16 protein-coding genes are annotated in these 18,786 nt (G+C 46.9%); 4 read left to right on the forward strand and 12 right to left on the reverse strand.

The annotated features are described in order from the left end of the window. The first annotated feature begins 37 nt into the window (after nucleotides 1–37). Together NSB28_RS11410 and NSB28_RS11415 are read left to right on the forward strand one after the other, a co-directional pair. Nucleotides 38–1,003, forward strand: coding sequence for an aldolase catalytic domain-containing protein (locus tag NSB28_RS11410; RefSeq protein WP_257497734.1), 966 nt, complete (start codon nucleotides 38–40; stop codon nucleotides 1,001–1,003). Between the two features lie 156 nt (nucleotides 1,004–1,159). After that, the gene (locus tag NSB28_RS11415; protein ID WP_109627406.1) at nucleotides 1,160–2,620 is read left to right on the forward strand and encodes a S1C family serine protease; all 1,461 of its coding nucleotides are present in this window, start codon (nucleotides 1,160–1,162) and stop codon (nucleotides 2,618–2,620) included. A gap of 62 nt (nucleotides 2,621–2,682) precedes the next feature. Here NSB28_RS11415 and ptsP read toward each other — a convergent pair whose 3' ends face one another. From ptsP to NSB28_RS11445, 6 genes are all read right to left on the reverse strand, one after another. Further along, entirely contained in the window at nucleotides 2,683–4,296 is a 1,614-nt protein-coding gene (gene ptsP / locus NSB28_RS11420; protein ID WP_109627407.1) for a phosphoenolpyruvate--protein phosphotransferase, read from the reverse strand. A gap of 150 nt (nucleotides 4,297–4,446) precedes the next feature. Beyond that, nucleotides 4,447–6,816 carry an ABC transporter permease gene (locus NSB28_RS11425; protein ID WP_109627408.1) on the reverse strand — a complete coding sequence of 790 codons (2,370 nt, stop codon included), beginning with the start codon at nucleotides 6,814–6,816 and terminating at the stop codon, nucleotides 4,447–4,449. 2 nt (nucleotides 6,817–6,818) lie between these two features. Then, complete coding sequence (locus tag NSB28_RS11430) at nucleotides 6,819–7,577, reverse strand: ABC transporter ATP-binding protein (RefSeq protein ID WP_109627409.1); 759 nt, start codon at nucleotides 7,575–7,577, stop codon at nucleotides 6,819–6,821. A gap of 116 nt (nucleotides 7,578–7,693) precedes the next feature. Beyond that, nucleotides 7,694–8,962 (reverse strand): HAMP domain-containing sensor histidine kinase, encoded by a 1,269-nt coding sequence (locus tag NSB28_RS11435; protein ID WP_109627412.1) that lies wholly within the window; start codon nucleotides 8,960–8,962, stop codon nucleotides 7,694–7,696. Next, entirely contained in the window at nucleotides 8,959–9,639 is a 681-nt protein-coding gene (locus NSB28_RS11440) for a response regulator transcription factor (protein ID WP_109627415.1), read from the reverse strand. Before NSB28_RS11440 ends, NSB28_RS11435 begins: the two co-directional genes overlap by 4 nt. Nucleotides 9,640–9,798: 159 nt before the next feature. Further along, complete coding sequence (locus tag NSB28_RS11445; RefSeq protein WP_109627417.1) at nucleotides 9,799–10,845, reverse strand: RNA polymerase sigma factor; 1,047 nt, start codon at nucleotides 10,843–10,845, stop codon at nucleotides 9,799–9,801. A 214-nt stretch (nucleotides 10,846–11,059) separates the two neighbouring features. Here NSB28_RS11445 and NSB28_RS11450 point away from each other — a divergent pair, with 214 nt between their 5' ends. Both NSB28_RS11450 and NSB28_RS11455 read left to right on the forward strand, forming a co-directional pair. Beyond that, entirely contained in the window at nucleotides 11,060–11,665 is a 606-nt protein-coding gene (locus NSB28_RS11450) for a TetR/AcrR family transcriptional regulator (protein WP_109627419.1), read from the forward strand. A gap of 4 nt (nucleotides 11,666–11,669) precedes the next feature. After that, nucleotides 11,670–12,899, forward strand: a complete 1,230-nt coding sequence (locus tag NSB28_RS11455) for a cation:proton antiporter (RefSeq protein WP_109627421.1) — start codon at nucleotides 11,670–11,672, stop codon at nucleotides 12,897–12,899. Between the two features lie 14 nt (nucleotides 12,900–12,913). Here the strand turns inward: NSB28_RS11455 and NSB28_RS11460 are convergent, their stop codons facing one another. From NSB28_RS11460 to NSB28_RS11485, 6 genes are all read right to left on the reverse strand, one after another. Next, entirely contained in the window at nucleotides 12,914–13,900 is a 987-nt protein-coding gene (locus NSB28_RS11460; protein ID WP_109627423.1) for a diguanylate cyclase domain-containing protein, read from the reverse strand. 145 nt (nucleotides 13,901–14,045) lie between these two features. Next, on the reverse strand, nucleotides 14,046–14,267 hold the full coding sequence (locus NSB28_RS11465) for a PTS sugar transporter (protein ID WP_109627425.1): 222 nt from the start codon (nucleotides 14,265–14,267) through the stop codon (nucleotides 14,046–14,048). A 49-nt stretch (nucleotides 14,268–14,316) separates the two neighbouring features. Beyond that, nucleotides 14,317–15,459, reverse strand: coding sequence for an aldo/keto reductase (locus tag NSB28_RS11470; RefSeq protein ID WP_109627428.1), 1,143 nt, complete (start codon nucleotides 15,457–15,459; stop codon nucleotides 14,317–14,319). A 130-nt stretch (nucleotides 15,460–15,589) separates the two neighbouring features. Next, a complete protein-coding gene (locus NSB28_RS11475; RefSeq protein WP_109627430.1) occupies nucleotides 15,590–16,444 on the reverse strand; it encodes a carbohydrate ABC transporter permease in 855 nt (284 codons plus the stop codon). After that, nucleotides 16,441–17,352 carry a carbohydrate ABC transporter permease gene (locus tag NSB28_RS11480; protein ID WP_187374207.1) on the reverse strand — a complete coding sequence of 304 codons (912 nt, stop codon included), beginning with the start codon at nucleotides 17,350–17,352 and terminating at the stop codon, nucleotides 16,441–16,443. Before NSB28_RS11480 ends, NSB28_RS11475 begins: the two co-directional genes overlap by 4 nt. 89 nt (nucleotides 17,353–17,441) lie before the next feature. After that, nucleotides 17,442–18,692, reverse strand: a complete 1,251-nt coding sequence (locus NSB28_RS11485) for an ABC transporter substrate-binding protein (protein ID WP_109627433.1) — start codon at nucleotides 18,690–18,692, stop codon at nucleotides 17,442–17,444. Between the last annotated feature and the right edge of the window lie 94 nt (nucleotides 18,693–18,786).

The following is an 18,786-nucleotide window of genomic DNA, read 5'->3' on the forward strand; positions in this document are numbered from 1 at the left end:
ACATCGGTCTTTTTAGTTGAACCGAAAGGAGATTATTATGGAGCAGAAGGAAATGAAGATTTTAGATTGTACACTCAGGGATGGAGGTCTCGTAAACCGCTTTTATTTCACTGATGAATTTGTGCGCAGCTTATATGAGACAAATATCCGGGCCGGAATCGACTATATGGAATTTGGCTACAAAGCTTCTGAGAAGCTGTTTAACCCCGGGGAATTCGGCAAGTGGAAATTCTGCCGCGAGGATGATATCAGAAGTATTGTGGGCAGCAATCCTTCCTCTATGAAAATCTCAGTCATGGCAGATGTGGGGAGGACAGATTATAAACAAGATATCATTGATAAAAAGGACAGCGTCATAGACATGGTGCGCATTGCCACCTACAGCGATACAATCGGTGAGGCCGTCAGGATGACGGAATACTGTTCAGAAAAAGGCTACGAAACAACAGTAAATATCATGGCTGTTTCAAATAATACAGACAGGGAATTACTGGATATCCTCAAGATCCTCTCAGCCAGCCCGGCCGATGCCGTATATCTGGTAGACAGCTATGGTTCCTTCTACCCGGAGCAGATACGCAGGCTTGCTGATATGTATCTGGACGCTGGAAAGGATGCAGGCACCAGGGTGGGCATACATGCCCATAATAACCAGCAGCTTGCATTTGCCAATACAATAGAGTCAATGGCACGCGGCGTATCTCTGCTGGATGTGACTGTAAACGGTATGGGGCGCGGGGCCGGAAACTGTTCAACAGAACAGCTGCTGGGATATCTGAAGAGTACAGGCGCTGATAACTTGAGAAAATATGATGAACTTCCCATTATTGACTTTATTGAACAGCAGATGCTGCCTCTGAAGCGTTCCGGCGTTGTCTGGGGCTATGATATCCCTTATCTGCTCACAGGCCAGGAAAAGAAACACCCTTCGGTGGCGATCGAGTTCATAGATGCCAAGCGCACTGAATACTCCGGCCTTTTCAGGGAGCTGATGGGAGCTTAGAGCAAAAAATATTTGAACACTTTTTTTTCACAAATTTACCTCAATTTTATCACAAAATCTCAACAATTCTATCACAGATCTCTTTTATACTGTGAGCATAGAAACAAAGGAAACAACAAACAAAGCCCATGTATAAAAAATAAGGAGATGTTAATTATGTTAGAATATAATGAGAACAATTTTGAAAACACAGAGCACATGTACCATTACAACATGACAGAAGGAAATACAGAGCCGTCCCAGGGACCAGGAAGGAATAAAAAGCACAGATCTTCCGGAAAGGCAGCACGGATTGCTAAAAAGATAGGAGCCATCACCCTGAGCGCCGTCCTCTTTGGTGGAGTTTCCTTCGGAACATTTTACGGATTCAGCTATGCAGCTGGAAATCCTGCCGGAAGCAGTCCGGCAGTTGAAAATACAGCATCAACAGAAAAGAGCAGTCTGCTGAAGAATACTTCAGCCGCCGGAAACGAAAACACCGCAGCTGTAAAAGGAGGCCTGGATGTCTCTGATATCGCTGAAGAAGTGATGCCTTCTATTGTTTCCATCACAAATAAATCCGTGCAGGAAGTCCAGAACTATTTCAGTATGTTCGGTTATGGCGGACAGAGCCAGCCACAGCTTCAGGAAACTGAGAGCCGAGGATCCGGTATCATCGTGGGCAAGAATGATTCTGAACTGCTCATAGTAACTAACTACCATGTTATTCAAAATGCCACTACAATCTCAGCAGGCTTCATCGATAATCAGGTTTATGAAGCAGTTGTAAAAGGCACAGACCCTGATAATGACCTGGCAGTGATCGCTATACCGCTTGATTCCATCTCGGCTGATACGATGTCAAAAATTGCAGTAGCTGCCATCGGTGATTCTGATTCACTGAGGGTAGGGGAGCAGGTTGTAGCTATCGGTAATGCATTAGGATACGGCCAGTCTGTCACCACAGGCATTGTCAGTGCAACAAACCGTTCCTTGACAGCCAGCTCATCAGACGGAACTGTCAATACTTCCGCAGATGCCGCTGACATACCGACTTACATCCAGACTGATGCTGCCATCAATCCCGGCAACAGCGGCGGCGCCCTTGTAAATATGAAGGGTGAGGTTATCGGCATCAATTCAGCGAAACTGGCCAGCACGGAAATCGAGGGAATGGGCTACGCCATCCCAATGGCAAGAGTCTCTGATACCATTGAAAACCTCATGAATGAGACAACACGCTCAAAGGTCGCTGATAATGAACAGTCCAGCATAGGGATCAAAGGAGCTTCCGTAACTGAAGCCATCAATCAGATGTATGGCATTCCCGAGGGCGTCTACGTGTCAGAAGTGACAAGCGGTGGTGCGGCAGAAGCAGCCGGTATCATCAAAGGCGATGTTATCATTAAATTTGACGGCAAAAAAATAACCGATATCGATCAGCTTAAAGATCTGCTCCAGTACTATGCTGCCGGTGAAACAGTGGAAGTTACTCTTAAGTCGGCACAGAACGGAACTTACAATGAAAGAACAGTTTCTCTCACCTTAGGCCATGCAGCTGAAACTTCTGAGTCAGACAACAGACAGCAGACAGAACCAGCCTTCCCGGATGATATGACACCGACCTACCAGAGATAGCTTGAACAAAAGTGTACAGCTAAAAAGGTATACCGCATCCCCCTTTGCGGTATACCTTTTTATTATCTGCTCTCGCATATGGCTTTTTTTATCTCAAGTATCATCCCGGACGCTGCTGACATTTCATCAATTCCCATTCCGATGAGTTTTTCTGTCATTTTCACATCGGCTGCCAGCTCACCGCAGATACCCACCCATATACCGGCCTTGTGGGCTGCATCACATGTCATCTTCAGCAGCCGCATTACAGCGGGATGATATGGGTCATAAAATCTCTCAAGCTTTGCATTCTGCCTGTCCAGGGCAAGCGTATACTGTGTAAGGTCATTTGTCCCAATGCTGAAAAAATCGGATTCTGCAGCCAGATCATCAGCGGTCAGCGCCGCTGCCGGAGTCTCTACCATAATGCCAAGCTCCATATTCCTGAAAGGGATATCCTCTTTTTCCAGCTCTTTTCTGACTTCTCCCATGATCTCCCTGACTCTCTTCACTTCCCATACAGAAATTATCATAGGGACCATCACTGCAATATTTCCATATGCGGAGGCCCTGTAGAGGGCCCGCAGCTGTGTCCTGAATATATCCTCCCTTGTCAGGCTGATACGCACAGCCCTGCAGCCCAGGGCAGGATTCTCCTCCCGGTCCATCTCCAGATAATCAGCCTGCTTATCGGCCCCTATATCCATTGTCCTGATTATGACCTTTTTTCCGTCCATTCTTCTGGCGGCTTCTCTGTATGCCAGGAACTGTTCCTCCTCGGACGGGCAGGTTCTGCCCTCCAGATACAGGAACTCACTCCTGAAAAGACCGATCCCCTCCGCTCCGTTCTGTATGGCTGCATCTATATCTGACAGGCTTCCTATATTTGCCATGACTCTGATCTTTTTCCCCGACCTTGTAACGGCTGGCAGGCTTTTGTACTCTGAGAGCTCTCTTCTCCTGTCTTCAGCAGCCTGCTTAAGCCTTTTGGCTTTCTCAAGTGTTTCCTCATCCGGGTCCAGCACAATGCTGCCCCTGCTTCCGTCCACCACGGCCATCCTGCCGCCGGCTCCCGCGGGAACTCCCGCATCAACTACTGCCGGGATGCCCATTGTCCTTGCCAGGATCGCTGTGTGGGAATTTGAAGAGCCTCTCCTTGTCACAAACGCCAGGACATTCTTTCTCTCCAGCTGTATTGTCTGGCTGGGGGAGAGATCATCCGCTATTATTATAGAAGGAACCTCCGGAATATTCTGCTCCTCACCTCCGCAGCCAAGTACTTTTATAAGGCGTCCGGCCACATCCCTGACATCTGCAGCCCTCTCTCTCATGTACTCATCATCCATTCTGGAAAATACAGTTGAAAACTTATCACATGCCAGGGCTGCTGCATATTCTGCGTTAACTGCCTCACGGCGGACCGTATCCAGGATCTCCCGGGTAAACGCTTCATCCATGAGCAGCATTCTGTGCGCGTCAAAAATACCTGCCTCATGCTCGCCTGCTGATTTTAAAGCTTTATCCCTTATTTTTTCTATCTGGGCAGCGGCAATGCTCTGAGCCTCCCAAAATCTTTTTTCCTCTGCATCTATATCATCCACATGCTTCTTAACTGCTGCCTGCCCCTCATCCGCTAACTCGGCTGCCGGCCCCACAGCAATTCCCGGTGATGCTCCCTGTCCTGTAAAACGTTCCATGACCGCCTCCCGTCACATCCCATAGCGCCCCGCCTGCACCAGAGCATGGGGCTTATTTACTGCATCTGTTTTTATTATACCTGTTTTTCTTATTATACCCGCTTTTTTTATCAGGCACAACTGCTGTTTAGCCAGGAACAGCCCAGCTTATTACTCACTGATAAGTGAATAAGGTGATATCTTCTTTATCCGCAATGATACAATAGCTGCCACTGCAAATCCAAACGCTGCTATAAATGCACAGATCCCTATAATAAGCGGCATGCAGATCACAAAGCCCACCTTCATCATGCCAATTCCTGAAAAGAGCAGGCTAAAGAATGGATTTAGCCCCACGCATCCTCCCCATCCTCCCAGCAGCGCGCCAATCAGGACCACCGGAAGGAAGGCAAGGGCGTTCTGGAGAACAAGCTCTCCTGTGGTATACCCCAGCGCTTTCTGTATTCCAAGCTCCTGCTTCTTTCTTACAAGCAGGGTCTTTATGACAAGATAGAGCACAAGTATGATTATCACTGCCGTCACAAGACTTACTACCACGGCCAGGACAGCCACTATATCCTGATAGGAAGACATGGAGCTTCTGATCATCTCATCTGCATTTACAGCATTTAGCAGATCCGCTGAACTGTCCATAAGTTCTTCTAAAAATTCCCCGGCCTTTATTCTGTCTTTCAGGTAGGCGTTGATCATTGTAGGGGAAAATCCCTCATTGATCCGCTGATATGCCTCTGACGTCATGCACAGATCATGCCCCATATAATTTGAGCCCTGGATAAGTCCCGTTATCAGGTAATCCCGGCTTACATCTCCCTGTGTGACAGTAATTGTATCTCCCGGCTTTTTATCCAGAATTTCCGCCAGCAGCCCCCCAAGGGCCGTCTCATTATCATATCTTGGAAATCTTCCCTGATAAAGCCAATTGGTGTTATCTATCATATCAAAGTCATTCAGGATATATCCGTAGGCTTCGTAATTTTGTTCACATGTTACCACTTCTGTTGAGAAATAGAACGCTTTATCTGTCCCCTCTTTTTCTCTGACATGCTCAAGAAGCCTCTCTGCCGCCTCCGGCCCGCCGGCCTCCAGCTGCAGGTGCGGTGTTTCACCCGCCACCATCTGGATAAAGATATCTTTTTCAATATTTATATTATAATAGAGGACTCCTGCAAACACAGCCGCAAATGTTACTCCCGTCACGATCAGCCCGATCAGAATATTCTGTTTTATACTGCGCACCAGCTGTTTTGCCGCCATTATTACAATAAGCGGCCCCCTTCCCTTATCAAGAGGAAAATAATTTTTCCTGAAGCTGTGAGTCTGAAGTCCTGTCCTCAGGGCTGCAATAGGAGGCAGCTTCCTGATACGCACAGATGAAGTAAAGGCAACAAAGCAGACAAGAACTTCTGTCAGTGCCAGAGTCAGTACAAATGCAGCCCCCGAAAAACTCTGCTCCCAGACGATCCCTGTCTGCATGGCATACATCAGAGACAGAGCCGGAAGTACCCCATAAGAACAGAGGATACCCAGCAGTCCGCCTGCCAGTGAAAGGACTGTAAACTGCATCAGAAATGTGCCTATCAGCTGGGAACTTGTGTATCCCAGAGCCTTTAATGCACCAATATTCCTGATCTCCTCCTCCACGCTGTTTTTGATCCTGAAGTTCACCACCACAAGTGCGATCAGCAGCAGAAGTACTGAAAAACCAACTATGATGCTGGTCCCGATAGATGAGGTCACAGTCCTGGCAGATTTGACAGACGCATAGTGATTGCTGTCCCACATAAGCCCCGCCCCATTACAGATGTTTCCCAGCTTAGTGCCATATACAGAGGATACTCTTTCATTATCATCAGGACCTGCCGCCTCAACAGCGTATACACATCCTGCCGGACCGCTCCCGAGAGCTTCTTTGAGCATCCTATACGGCCTTTCCCCAAGCAGGAATCCTGTGATAGTGCTGTTGATCGTTGAGAAATAAATATCCTCATAAAAACCGGCTATTGTAAATGAAAATTCCTTTTTTCCCATTCCCGCTGTTACAAGTGTAATATGAAACGGCTCTCCGGTGCTGTAGCCGCCGCCCATTTTAAACAGGTAAGGCAGATAGATGGGATCCTCCACCTCCTTATCGGTTTTCTCCATAATGGCTCCAAATGGTATGCTTCCGTCATCTGATGCTTCAAAGAAAACTGCATTTCTGCTGTTCAGCCCATTTCCGTAGTAAAATTCTCCTGCTGCCAGCAGGGCAGGTATCTTCGCCAGCGAGATCACTCTTTTATCTGAAGCCATCTCCTTCTCGAAAGAAGTGAGCAGTTCTTCCCTGTCCTCCTGGACAGCAAACATAACATCCGGCGCTTCCTGCTGCAGTGCTTTTTTGTCAAAATTCTCCGTGTACTCAAACATTGTGACAAGTCCAAGGCTTAAAAACAGAGCAGAGACAAAGATAATAATAAAAAATGAAAGAGACTGTCCCTTATTCTTTCTGATATTGGCGAAAGCAAGTGATACTATTTTTCTCATACCTACCACCCCATCTCATCCAGAAAAGCAGTAAGTTTTTCATGCCGCTGCCCATCCCGGGGCTGGTATTCTCCCAGTCTGCATTCCCCGCAGACCACACCGTCCCGAAGATACAGGATACGGTTACCTCTCCGGGCTGACTTCAGGTCATGTGTAACCATAACGATACTCTGGCCCTGCCGGTGGAAACCGGTCAGCACATCAAGTGCGTCAGTGCTGGATGCAGAATTGAGCTGTCCTGTAGGCTCATCAGCGAATACAACCTCCGGACTGTTGATCAATGCCCTGACAATGCCAACACGCTGGGCTTCCCCTCCTGAGAGCTGGGCCGGGAATTTCCTGTGTGTCTCCTCCGGGATCCCCACTGCCTCCAGCAGTTCCCTGGCTCTCTGTGCCACTGCCCTTCTGTCATTTGAAATAAGAAGCCCCGCAGCCATTATATTATCGAACACACTCATGCTGTCCATCAGATATATCTGCTGGAAAACAAAGCCGCAGTGTTTTCTTCTGAACACTGCCAGCCTGTCATTTGAAAATCCTGATATCTCCTCCCCTGAAAAATATACCCTGCCAAGAGTGGGCTTATCCAGGCCTGAAAGCGCGTATAAAAGTGTGGATTTTCCTGCACCTGACGACCCCATTATCACAGTAAAATCGCCTTTCTGTATTTTTACGTCCAGGTTGCGCAGCACATGCTGCTGTATTCCCCCATTTGAAAATGTTTTACAAAGTTTGTCCGTGGACAATATGATCTCACTCATTCTGATTACACCTCGCATGTATTTTATGCACTCATATTACCACGCCGGTTCCTTAACAGTCTTTGCCGGTTCCTTAACGGATTCTTAAATCATTTAAGAATGCCTTGTCTGTCCTCTCAGAGCTTCACCTTCACCTCTGCAAGGAATCCATCCTCCAGATTTTTGCACACAAGGCTCCCTCCCATCTTCTCCATGAGATAATGGGAAATATACAGTCCCAGGCCAGCGCCGTCTTTTCCAGCCGTATTGCTGCCTCTGTAAAACTTTTCAAAAATCAGGGGAAATTCTTTTTCAGGCACCCCCGGCCCGTAGTCGCGGCAGACTATGGACAAATATCCCTGTCCTGTCTCTGCCGTCACTTGTATGGGCGTCCCTGCATATTTATATGAATTTTCAAATAAATTGTCGAATACCTGCTGCAGCCTGAGCGCGTCGAATACTGCAAGACATTCAGGTATATCCCCCAGCTGCGCTCTTTTGAGATAATCAGCCTGTATGAGAAGCTCCCTTATGCTCCTGCCATCCTGCACAGCAGGCTTTACTTCCAGTTCCTGCAGTTCCTCCAGCGTGGCGTGGAACAGATTAGATATGAGGGCATTGATCTGGTCAGCCTTTGCTTCGATGATCCCCAGCTGCTGTTTCTCTTTCTCCCGTTCCGCCCCCACTGCCATTACTTCGGCCACGGCCTTTATAGAGGCGATGGGAGTCTTTATGTCATGGCTGAGCTTTGCCACCAGCTCTTTTTTGCTCTGGCTTGCCCTTCGCTCCTGCTCTCTTGCCTTCTTCAGCTCCGCCCGCATCAGATCAAAGCTCTCCGTAAATGCACCGAATGCATTATCCCTGTCCATGGTGAGGGGGATATCCAGATTTCCTTCTGCCACACGGACCGCAAAAACCTTCAGCCTCTTAAATGGCCCGAACACTGTCTTTTCCAGACACAGCACATAGCATATCCCTGCCAGAATGAAAAGAACTGTTCCCGCACCCAGGACTGCCAGCACCCTGCCCTGCTGCCTGCCGGCCTGCAAAACAAGATCATTTACCAGGACAAGTTTCCCCAGCTGCTCACTTCCGTCATACAGATCTATCACTGTATCCCGCCTCCGGATGGCCTCCTGCAGGCTGAGCTTCTCCTGTCCATCCCGGGCATATATAAGCCTGCCTTCCCTGTCCAGCAGCGCATATTCATAATCTGACAGGGGCATATTGTCCGTGATCCCCTGCTGCAGCCGGGGCCAGGCTTCCACACAGGAATACATCAGCTCATTTACCTTTACCATGTCCAGAGAAGACTTATCCTCCCCGTCAAAGCGGAGCACCGCAAGGGCAAGCCCGCTCTGTATGATCAGAAAAACGGCCATAATCAGAATAATCTTTCTTCTCATGGCTGCATCTCCTCAAACAGGTACCCCGTTCCCCATACAGTCCTTATATACACCGGATGATTGGGGTCCTCCTCGATCTGTTCCCTCAGCCTGCGGATATGCACATTCAGGGTGCCGTCCCCTGTTATCACATCTCCCCACACCTGTGAAAATAATTCTTCCTTATGTATGACCCTTCCCCTGTTCCTCACAAGATATGCAAGAAGCTTGTATTCCATGGCTTTTAGCTTTAACGGCTTTTTACATTTATAAGCCCTTCCTGCCAGGAAATCTACTTCCAGCTCACCACACTGATAACGTGTCTCTTCCTTGGGCGCGCATCTTTTAAGTACAGCCTTCACCTTTGCCAGAAGAACGCTCAGCGTATATGGCTTGCGTATATAGTCGTCCCCTCCGATCCCCAAAGCCAGCAGAATATCATCGTCACTCTGCCTGGCGCTGATAAAAAGTATGGGGACTTGTGTTTTTGTGCGCAGTTCTCTGCAGAGGTCAAACCCGGAGGTCTTATCCAGATTGATATCCAATAGTATGATATCCGCACTGTTCTCCCCCAGAAATCTGCGGCAGCCTTCAGCGTCAAACACTGCGGCGGCGCTGACGCCAAATATGTTAAAATACTCCGCTGTACTTTCCGCCAGCGGCTCCTCATCATCTATGATCAGACAGTTATAGTGCATAATCTTCTTCCTTTCCGGCCCGTACTATAATATAAGGAAAGTATACCACACTTCCCCGGTGCAGTACACTCTCCTCATATACCAAAATACGGCAGCCGTTACTATTCACGGCCCCGCTAAAACACGGTTCCGCGAACAGTAACAGACATCCTGCACTTTTTACCTGCCCTGATAGTTCTTATACTTCCGGTATGCTGCCACGCTGCATACTGCAGCCGTGATGCCTGCCACCCCCAGGTGCACGGCTGTCTGCTTTCCTGTAAAAACAAACCCCCAGCTCAAAGGAAGCATGACCGGCATGGAGGCCATGAAATGATTGACCACGTTTGTAAAGGACCCGAAAATCTGCATAGGAGCAAATACTTTAATCCACAGAACAGGAATCAGAAATACGATCACCGACATTATGACTGACATATAAGAATTCCTGCTGTAAGCCGAGATGCCCGCTGTGACCGCCATAAGGAGCAGCATGCCGGAAAATGACATCCCAATCTCATACAAGTAAAACCCCAGTATTGTTTCCGGATGATATCCCCCAGAAGGGATGTTCATCAAAAGACTTGAAGCTTCCAGGCCGTCAGGCCCAAAGACAGAGAGATAAAGGAGCACGACAAGCCCTATCATACCCACGCTTACAAAAATATAAACGGCCAGCGCCGCAAGAAGCTTCATCCCTATCCCGCTTCCCTGGTTCACACGTGATTTCACCGCCGCACAGGAGGCTCCTGTCATCCTGGCGATCTCTCTGTTTTTATAGCCGTAAAAATGATGCAGGATCACAGCCTCCCGCTGTACTTCCGGTATCTTCGCCAGAATATTTTTCAGGACCATGCAGTATTCCAGCCGGCTGTATCCGTCCTGCCCGCTATATTTTCCGGGCGGATACTCCCTGTGTATGACATCCTCCGGCGCCTCCTGCTCCCCGGCTGTCCTGTCTGTCTCCTCTTTTTTATCCCTATAATAATTTCTGCACACATTCATGGCCACTGTCAGAAGATATCCTTTCAGATTCACATACTTATACTGCCCCACATACCTGATGAAACGCAGGAAGGTCTCCTGTGCCAGGTCATATGCATCTTCCCGGTTTCCCGAATGATAGCAGCAGAAATTATAGATATCATCGTAATATCTGTCCGCAATTACATTCAGGTACTCCTTCTGTCCATTCTGAATCCGCCTGACCAGCTCTTTATCGTCCAAACACAGGCACCTCCTTACTTTTGTAAAACGTCTTACACTTAATATAACTCTTTTACCCGGCAAAAGGATTTTTATATTTTCTTTTAGCTATTCCGTTTTTTAATCCCTATGGGTATATATTTTAAATTTATTATTGACTAGTTGGTCTATTTATGCTATCTTACAATTATAGACCATACAGTCAATTAACTATCCGTTTTAGAAAGGAACAGTTATGAAAAAATCCGAAAAAACAGAAAATACGAAACGGCGTATCCTTCTTGCAGCCCTCACTGAATTCGGCAAGAACGGATTCGAAGGGGCCGCAATAAACGATATATGCAGGGAGCATGATATCTCAAAGGGACTGATCTATCACAATTTTACAAATAAGGAAGACCTTTATCTGCAGTGTGTGCAGCATGCCTTGCAGTCATTTATGGATTATATGAAAGAAAATGATATTTCAGGAGATCTGAAGCATTACATGGACCTGCGCTACAGCTTTTTTGATGCAGATCCGCTTATCAGCCGGATATTCTTCGAAGCTGTGCTGCAGCCTCCCCCACATCTTGTCAATGAGATCAAACTCTTAAAAAAGGACTTTGACGCATTCAACAGGGATATTTACCGGCTGGCTCTGAAGAAAATGACGCTCCGGGAGGGAGTGACAGAAAAAGAGGCTGTAGCTTATTTCAGCCTTGTCCAGGAAATGTTCAACGGTTACTTCAGCAGCTCCGCATATACAGACACATCATTTGCTGATATCATCAGCGACCATGAAAAAATGCTTGCACGGATACTTGATTTTATGCTCTATGGGATTGTAAAGGAGGTATAAGAAAATGATCATACTGCGTCTTACCGCCGCCATTGTTATAGCATTTGCCGCCGGCAAACTGATCTCAAAGCTTAGGCTGCCCGCTATACTGGGCTGGCTGCTTACAGGAATGATACTCGGCCCGCATGCCCTCTCACTGATCAACGACACAGTCCTTAACACAGAATGGTATAATATCATCATACACTGCATGGAATGCGCAGTAGGACTGCTGATAGGAACAGAGCTGGTTTGGAAAAAGATTAAAAAGACAGGAAAACAGATAATCGTCACTACACTTACCCAGTCACTCGGCACTTTTCTTTTTGTGACTCTCGGATTCGGAATCATATTCCTCATCCAGGGAGTCCCCCTGTACCTTGCTGTTATCTTTGGCGGCATAGCCCTGGCCACAGCGCCTGCGCCGGCACTCTCCATCGTCCGCGAATTCAGGACAGACGGACCTGTTACTAAAACCCTGATCCCCATGGCTGCACTGGATGACATGGTGGCTGTTGTAGTCTTTTTTACCTCTGTCTCAATCATTTCAGCCGTAATTTCAGACCAGAAAATGCCGGTTTACATGATACCGCTTGTAGTCATACTTCCCCTGGCTATCGGCGCAGCCACAGGATTTCTTTCAGGACTGCTGCTGAGGGAAGAATATAACAAAGAAAAAACACTTTTTATCCTTATAATTGGTATATTATTTGCCTCGGCCACCGGATTTTTCTTCAATACTTATGTGATGCCAAAGCCTGTGCTGAATTTCATGCTCATAGGGATGGCCTTTTCCGCTGCCTTCTCAAACATGGCTTCAGAACAGCGCCTGAAACAGATAGTCGAATATTTTAATCCTCTGCTGGGATTTGCAATAATCGTAGTCATCCTGAACCTGGGTGCTCCCCTGGATTATCATCTGATACTGGGCGCCGGGCTTTACACAGCCGCCTATATAATCATAAGAGCCTGCGGCAAATATTTTGGCGCCTTTTTGGGGGCATCTGTCACAAAATCCCCGGATACAGTCAAAAAATATCTGGGTCTCACCCTGCTCCCCCATTCGGGTGTCTCCCTGGTATTTACAGGTATTGCCGTTTCCGTCCTGTCAGGCCCTGCCCCCGAGTGCGCACGGATTATACAGGGTACGATTGCGGCCGCAGCAGTTATAAACGAAATCATAGCTGTCATCGCCGCAAAAAAAGGATTTGAGTGGGCCGGTGAGTTGGAGCACAAAAACATTCCGGCCACATGACAAAGGCATAACCCCTATTTTTCCATATACCACACATACCTGTCCTTGCCTATATTTTTTGCCTGGTAGACTGCCTGGTCAGCACGCCTGAAAAGCTGCCTGTATGTAAGCTTTTCGTCTTCATTTGCGGCAATTCCAATTGAAAATCCGGAATAATTTCCATTCAGGATCTTTGCAGAGCCTTCTCTGTATTCATCCCACAGGGCCATCAGCCTTTTCCCGCTCTCTTCACTTCCTGAGGCCTTAAAATCACACATCGCAAATTCATCGCCGCCTATGCGGCCGATGATGCCGTCCTCCTTAAAATATTTCTGGAGCAGCTTTGCCAGATACTTCAGCAGTTCGTCACCTGCGCTGTGCCCGTATGTATCATTCACATTTTTAAAATTGTCCAGGTCAAGTATATAAAGGTTCAGTTTCTTTCCTTTCTTCAGCTGCTCTTCTATCCTCTTCTGGAATGACTCGTGGTTATACACCCCGGTCATCAGATCCATCTCTGACCTCTTTTTAAATAATTCCACCAGTTCCATTGCCTCCCGCACTTTCACAGAGAGCGCCTTGGGATAGAATTCATCCTGTCCCTGGTCAAAATACGGCATAGAATGATGCAGGTGCACCATTTTCCAGTTCCCCTCTTCATCACAGACATATATGATGCTGAATCTGGTATCCATCTCTATGAGGGCCTCCCCTTCTTTCGGCATCAATTCCCTCACCCAGATCCCTCCGTACACAAGAGCGGCATCCTCTCTTAGCATAACAGCCTGGTACCACTCATCCAGAATCTCAAACTTTATTTGTGATGCTTCAGTCTGATTCCCTGCTATTCCGTTAACAGCATCCTCAAAAGAAGTATATACCTCATGCTTGCCCGTCCCTATCATGGAAAAATTGTCTGACCATGTCTCTATGATCTTCCCAAAATTTTCTTCTGTGGGATTTAGCAGATAGTAGTTGCACATCTTTTTTGTCAACCCGCAAAGGTACTCTTCTATTTTCATACAGCCAGCCTCCGTTATATTTAATCAATCTCACAGGATCAATAATCCTGCTGCTTTACATGAATAATAGCCTTATAAACATATAAGGCTATTATATCAGTATTCCATATCACTTACAATCAAAATACACCAGGCAGCTGTCAAGTTACTGCTGTTTGTATTTCTCAAAGATCTTTAATTCTGTCCCCTCAGGAACCATAAGCTTGAGCGGGCTTGAGAGTCCCAGATTCAGCACGTCTTTCAGAGACTTGGCGTCTACAGTAAAACGGCCGGAACACAGATCAAAGTCTCCTTCCATGAGGGAAACGTCTTCTACAAACTTCTGGGCCTCATTTGTTGTATGCAGATTTATATAAATCGTCTTCATTTATTCTCTCCTATAACGTTTTATATAGATTCTGCATATTTTTTATTTTCTATACAAATAATTTTTCTGCCTTCTCCATCTTTTCTATCACATGTACCCCGAAAGGACATCGTTTTTCACATCCCCCGCATTTGATACAATCATCTGCATGGGCACTTAAATCCAGATAGTGGGCTTTTACTGCAGCCGGCACCTCATCCTGCATGTCTGCCAGGTCATACAGCTTGTTCACCATGGCTATATCTATTTTCGCAGGACAGGGAGCACAGTGACCGCAGTATGTACACTGACCGGAATATGCATGGCGGGGCGCTGATGCCAGGACACTTGCATAATCTTTTTCTTCATCCGAAGCATTCTCATAGGCAACAGCTGCCGCCACATGCTCCGGCGTATCGTACCCTACCATTACACTGGCCACAGCCGGCCTTGTGAGTGCGTAATGCAGGCACTGGACCGGAGTGAGCGCCACGCCAAAGGGTGATGTCTCTGCTGAGAACAGGCGGCCTCCGGCATACCCCTTCATAACTGTGATTCCCACATTTTTCTGTTCACATATCTTATATAATTCCGCACGTTCAGGGGCGATCCCGCTCAACTCCTTATCATATTCCTCTGCAAAATACTGGTTCATGTCTTCAGTGGCCGGCATCAGATCAAATGCAGGATTGATGCTGAAAAGTATCATTTCAATCTCCCCTGACAGGGCAGCCAGCTTTGCCACATCAGGATTATGGGTACTCAGCCCTATATGGCGGATAACCCCTTTCTGCTTCAGCTCCCTGACATACTCTATGAATTCCCCTTCCATTATTTTGTGGAATTCATCAGCCTGATCCACAAAGTGGATCATCCCAAGGTCTATATAATCCGTGCGCAGACGCTCCAGCAGATCCCCAAAGGCAGCCTTCACCTTGTCCAAGTCACGTGTACGCACATACTGGCCGTTCTGCCAGGTGGATCCCAGATGTCCCTGGATGATCCATCTGCCGCGCCTTCCCTCTATGGCTGCGCCAATATTAGAGCGCACCTTTGGCTCTGACATCCAGCAATCCAGGATATTGATCCCCTCCCGCTCACAGCATTCAACTACTTCCTTCACTTCCTCCGCCGAATGGCGTTCCATCCACTCAGCGCCCAGTCCGATCTCACTGACCTCTAATCCCGTATTTCCCAATTTTCTGTACTTCATAGCTGCTTCTCCTTTTCTCCACAAACCGGCCTCAAAGTATGTTTTCTCATAACTGCCTGCCGCACATCACGCAGACTGATATTTATATTATAACGCCTTTTGGCTGGAAAAGAAATGGGGTTGTTATATATTAACCCTTTACAGCTCCTCCTGTCAGGCCCGCCACTATCTGGTCCGAAAACAGTAAATAAACTATAATAACGGGGATCAGCGCTACAGTGGCTGCTGCAAAAACCTTATTCCAATTGGCAAGGAAATTAGCCGTATATGTATATACTCCCAGTGTCAATGTCTTTACAGACGATTTTGTTAAAAATACAAGCGGCATATAGAAATCATTCCAGATGGTCACAAAATTAAGCAGCGCCACAGTGGCAATCACGGGCTTTGAGATAGGCGCGATGATCCTCCCGAAGATCTGAAATTCCCCTGCCCCGTCCACCCTGGCTGATTCAATCACTTCTATAGGAAGTTCATTGAAAAATTTGGTGAACACAAATACCGGGAATGACATATTTGCCGTATATATGAGCGCCAGCCCGAAGAGATTATTTGTCAGATGGGCTCTTGAGAGCATGATATAAAGCGGCAGTATCCCCAGCTGTATGGGGAACATAAGTCCCACCAGAAAATAAGTCTGCAGTGCAGCCCTCCCCTTAAATCTGTACTGTGCCAGCCCGTAAGCTGTCATGGATGAGACAGCTATCAGCAGCAGCAGAGAGATCCCCACCAGAAAGACGCTGTTAAACAGGCACCTTAAAAACCCGTCATCCACAAGGACGATCCTGAAATTTTCAAGTGTGAACTCCCTGGGCCACCCTATCGTATTATTTATTAAGTCGGACTTTGTTTTAAATGAAGATAATATGGTGTTCCCAATCAGGAATATGGCCAGGAAGGAATATATCACAAGTATGACAGAGACAATGATCTTGCCCGGCCCCGGCCTCTTAAGCTTTCTTCTTTTTATTCTTTTAGCATTCATCCTCTGTCCTCCCTGCCAGCCCTTCCCTTCAGCAGCTTTCTTGTCACAAAGGAAAAGGTTAAAATAATAATAAACATTGTAACACTGATACTGGAACCGAATCCGATGGAGGTTTCTCCGAAATATGTTCCTCCGAACGCATACCTGTAAAATACCATATTTACAAAATCAATTTTATTATTTACACCGCCCTGAGGCCCTACCAGGATATAAGGAATATCAAACATTGTCAGAGCGTATATCACGCTGAGTGTGATATTCGTGGAAAAGGATGCGCTCAGGCTCGGAAAAACCACCTTGCTGAACCTGGTCCATCCGCCTGCGCCGTCAATGATGCTGGCTTCTATGATCTCTGACGGGATCTCCTGCATATCAGCATAGAAGATCATCATGCCTGACCCTATGCACTGCCAGATCACCACCATGACAAAGATCTTAAAGACCATAGCCGGATCTCCCAGCCAGGCCAGCTTTGCCTTATTTCCAAAAAGCGCTCCAATTATGCTGTTCCCCACCCCGATGTTTGGATCCAGCATGATAATGGCAAAGAAACCTACTATCGATGTGCTGATGACATAGGGAAGGAAAAGCATCATCCTTATGTATTTATGGCAGGGTATTTTTATATAGATCATATATGCAAAGAAGATCTGGAGAGGTGTGATAATGAGGAGCACACAGACCAGGTATTTAATATTATTCTTCAATGCATTAAAGAAAATTTTTGACATACGCGCGTCAAAAAACAGCTTCTTAAAATTATCCAGACCGGCAAATTTCATGGGACCGATCCCGCTCCATTCGAAAAAGCTGAAGTAAACTGCACAGGCAATGGGTACTATCATCAGAATGGTATAAATAATAAACCCCGGAGCAATAAATCCGATATATGCTTTCTTCTTTCTCACAGGCATTCTCCTTTCAAGACAAAAGTATGCAAAAGACTGCCGCAAAAGTCAGCCTCCTTTCTTTTGCAGCAGTCTTATTGAGCCTTTTGCTATTTCGTAAGTGCTTCCAGTGAATCTGTGAATTCCTGCGGGGTAAGGCCGCCCGAAAATACTTTAGTCTGGTCTTCTTCCCACACATTCCTTGGGCTTTCTCCATCTGCTTCCAGATATCCAAGTATGCTGTAGTAGCTTTCTGTCTGCACATCATATTGCGCGATCTCATTGATCACTTCATTGTCAGAAACAATCTTAGTTGTACACGGAATAGAGTCAAGGGCTTTAATCCATGCTGTCTGTCCCTCAAGGCTTGCAAAATAATTTACAAACGCCAGCGCTGCTTCCTCATTCTGCGTATCACTGCTGACTGAGAATCCTACTGAGCTTGTTCCTACAAACGGCCTTGTCCCATCTTCTGTGGGGATCTGGAATGCCCCGAAATTAAGTTCCGGATTGTTTTCCTGGATCGTCTGTATATTCCAGGTCCCATCAATGCACATAGCTGCTTCCCCTTTTGAGAATGCCAGCAGTGCTCCTGATCCGTCTACTCCGGTATAACCTGGTCCATAATATCCTTTGTCGGCCCATTCCAGCATTTTCTCATATGCCGCCACGACTCTTGGGTCATTTACCTTGACTTCCCCTGTATCCAGATATTCGTTCAGCCAGTCCAGAGCTGTAGCTGCCAGCACCGGTTCAAACTGGAACAGGATAGTCCACGGATCAGAGGCGCTGAATGAAATGGGAAGATAATCTGCCTCATTTATCTTTTCCAGGGCCGCTTCAAACTCACTGAATGTACCGGGAACCTCAATCCCCAGCTCTTTAAAGATATCCTTATTGTAAAATACTGCCCTTCCTCCTACTTCCGCAGTAGGCGAAGCATACACCCTGCCATCCACTTCCACAAGGCTCATGGCATTTGTCCCGTCAAATAAGGAGAAATCCACTTTGTCAGTTAAGTCCATCAGCCTTCCCTGTTTCACATAGGCTTCCATATTAGTGGTAGCCGTGCCGTTTGTCCAGAACAGATCCGGCGCCTCTCCTGCCTGCATGGCTGTCTGAAGAAGATTGTAATACTGGTCTGCAGTTTTAATCTCATATTCCACTTCTACATTGGGATATTTTTCATTAAATCCTGCGATAACCTCTTTCAGAGGCTGTTCAAACTGGGCTGTATGCTCCCAGATGACCAGCTTGCCTTCAATTGCGGCATCTTCCCCCGCAGAAGCCTGCACATTGGCTGCCAGAAGCCCCGATACCACAGCAGCACACATCAGTAAACTCACGATTTTCTTTTTCATTCCTTTACCTCCTTCTACAATGCCTTCTTGTTACTTATATTATAATAAGGAGTTAAACAGGATAACAGGAATATACTTTCTGCCTTTATTCACA

It is taken from the genome of Murimonas intestini (assembly GCF_024622195.1).
Classification (GTDB): domain Bacteria; phylum Bacillota; class Clostridia; order Lachnospirales; family Lachnospiraceae; genus Murimonas; species Murimonas intestini.

Excerpts from the sequence above, each read along its gene's own strand:
- NSB28_RS11470 (WP_109627428.1), bottom strand. The coding sequence starts at position 15,459 with ATGAAGTACAGAAAATTGGGAAATACGGGATTAGAGGTCAGTGAGATC.
- NSB28_RS11430 (WP_109627409.1), bottom strand. The coding sequence starts at position 7,577 with ATGAGTGAGATCATATTGTCCACGGACAAACTTTGTAAAACATTTTCA.
- NSB28_RS11465 (WP_109627425.1), bottom strand. The coding sequence starts at position 14,267 with ATGAAGACGATTTATATAAATCTGCATACAACAAATGAGGCCCAGAAG.
- NSB28_RS11455 (WP_109627421.1), top strand. The coding sequence starts at position 11,670 with ATGATCATACTGCGTCTTACCGCCGCCATTGTTATAGCATTTGCCGCC.
- NSB28_RS11475 (WP_109627430.1), bottom strand. The coding sequence starts at position 16,444 with ATGAATGCTAAAAGAATAAAAAGAAGAAAGCTTAAGAGGCCGGGGCCG.
- ptsP (WP_109627407.1), bottom strand. The coding sequence starts at position 4,296 with ATGGAACGTTTTACAGGACAGGGAGCATCACCGGGAATTGCTGTGGGG.
- NSB28_RS11410 (WP_257497734.1), top strand. The coding sequence starts at position 38 with ATGGAGCAGAAGGAAATGAAGATTTTAGATTGTACACTCAGGGATGGA.
- NSB28_RS11425 (WP_109627408.1), bottom strand. The coding sequence starts at position 6,816 with ATGAGAAAAATAGTATCACTTGCTTTCGCCAATATCAGAAAGAATAAG.
- NSB28_RS11450 (WP_109627419.1), top strand. The coding sequence starts at position 11,060 with ATGAAAAAATCCGAAAAAACAGAAAATACGAAACGGCGTATCCTTCTT.
- NSB28_RS11435 (WP_109627412.1), bottom strand. The coding sequence starts at position 8,962 with ATGAGAAGAAAGATTATTCTGATTATGGCCGTTTTTCTGATCATACAG.
- NSB28_RS11440 (WP_109627415.1), bottom strand. The coding sequence starts at position 9,639 with ATGCACTATAACTGTCTGATCATAGATGATGAGGAGCCGCTGGCGGAA.
- NSB28_RS11485 (WP_109627433.1), bottom strand. The coding sequence starts at position 18,692 with ATGAAAAAGAAAATCGTGAGTTTACTGATGTGTGCTGCTGTGGTATCG.
- NSB28_RS11460 (WP_109627423.1), bottom strand. The coding sequence starts at position 13,900 with ATGAAAATAGAAGAGTACCTTTGCGGGTTGACAAAAAAGATGTGCAAC.
- NSB28_RS11415 (WP_109627406.1), top strand. The coding sequence starts at position 1,160 with ATGTTAGAATATAATGAGAACAATTTTGAAAACACAGAGCACATGTAC.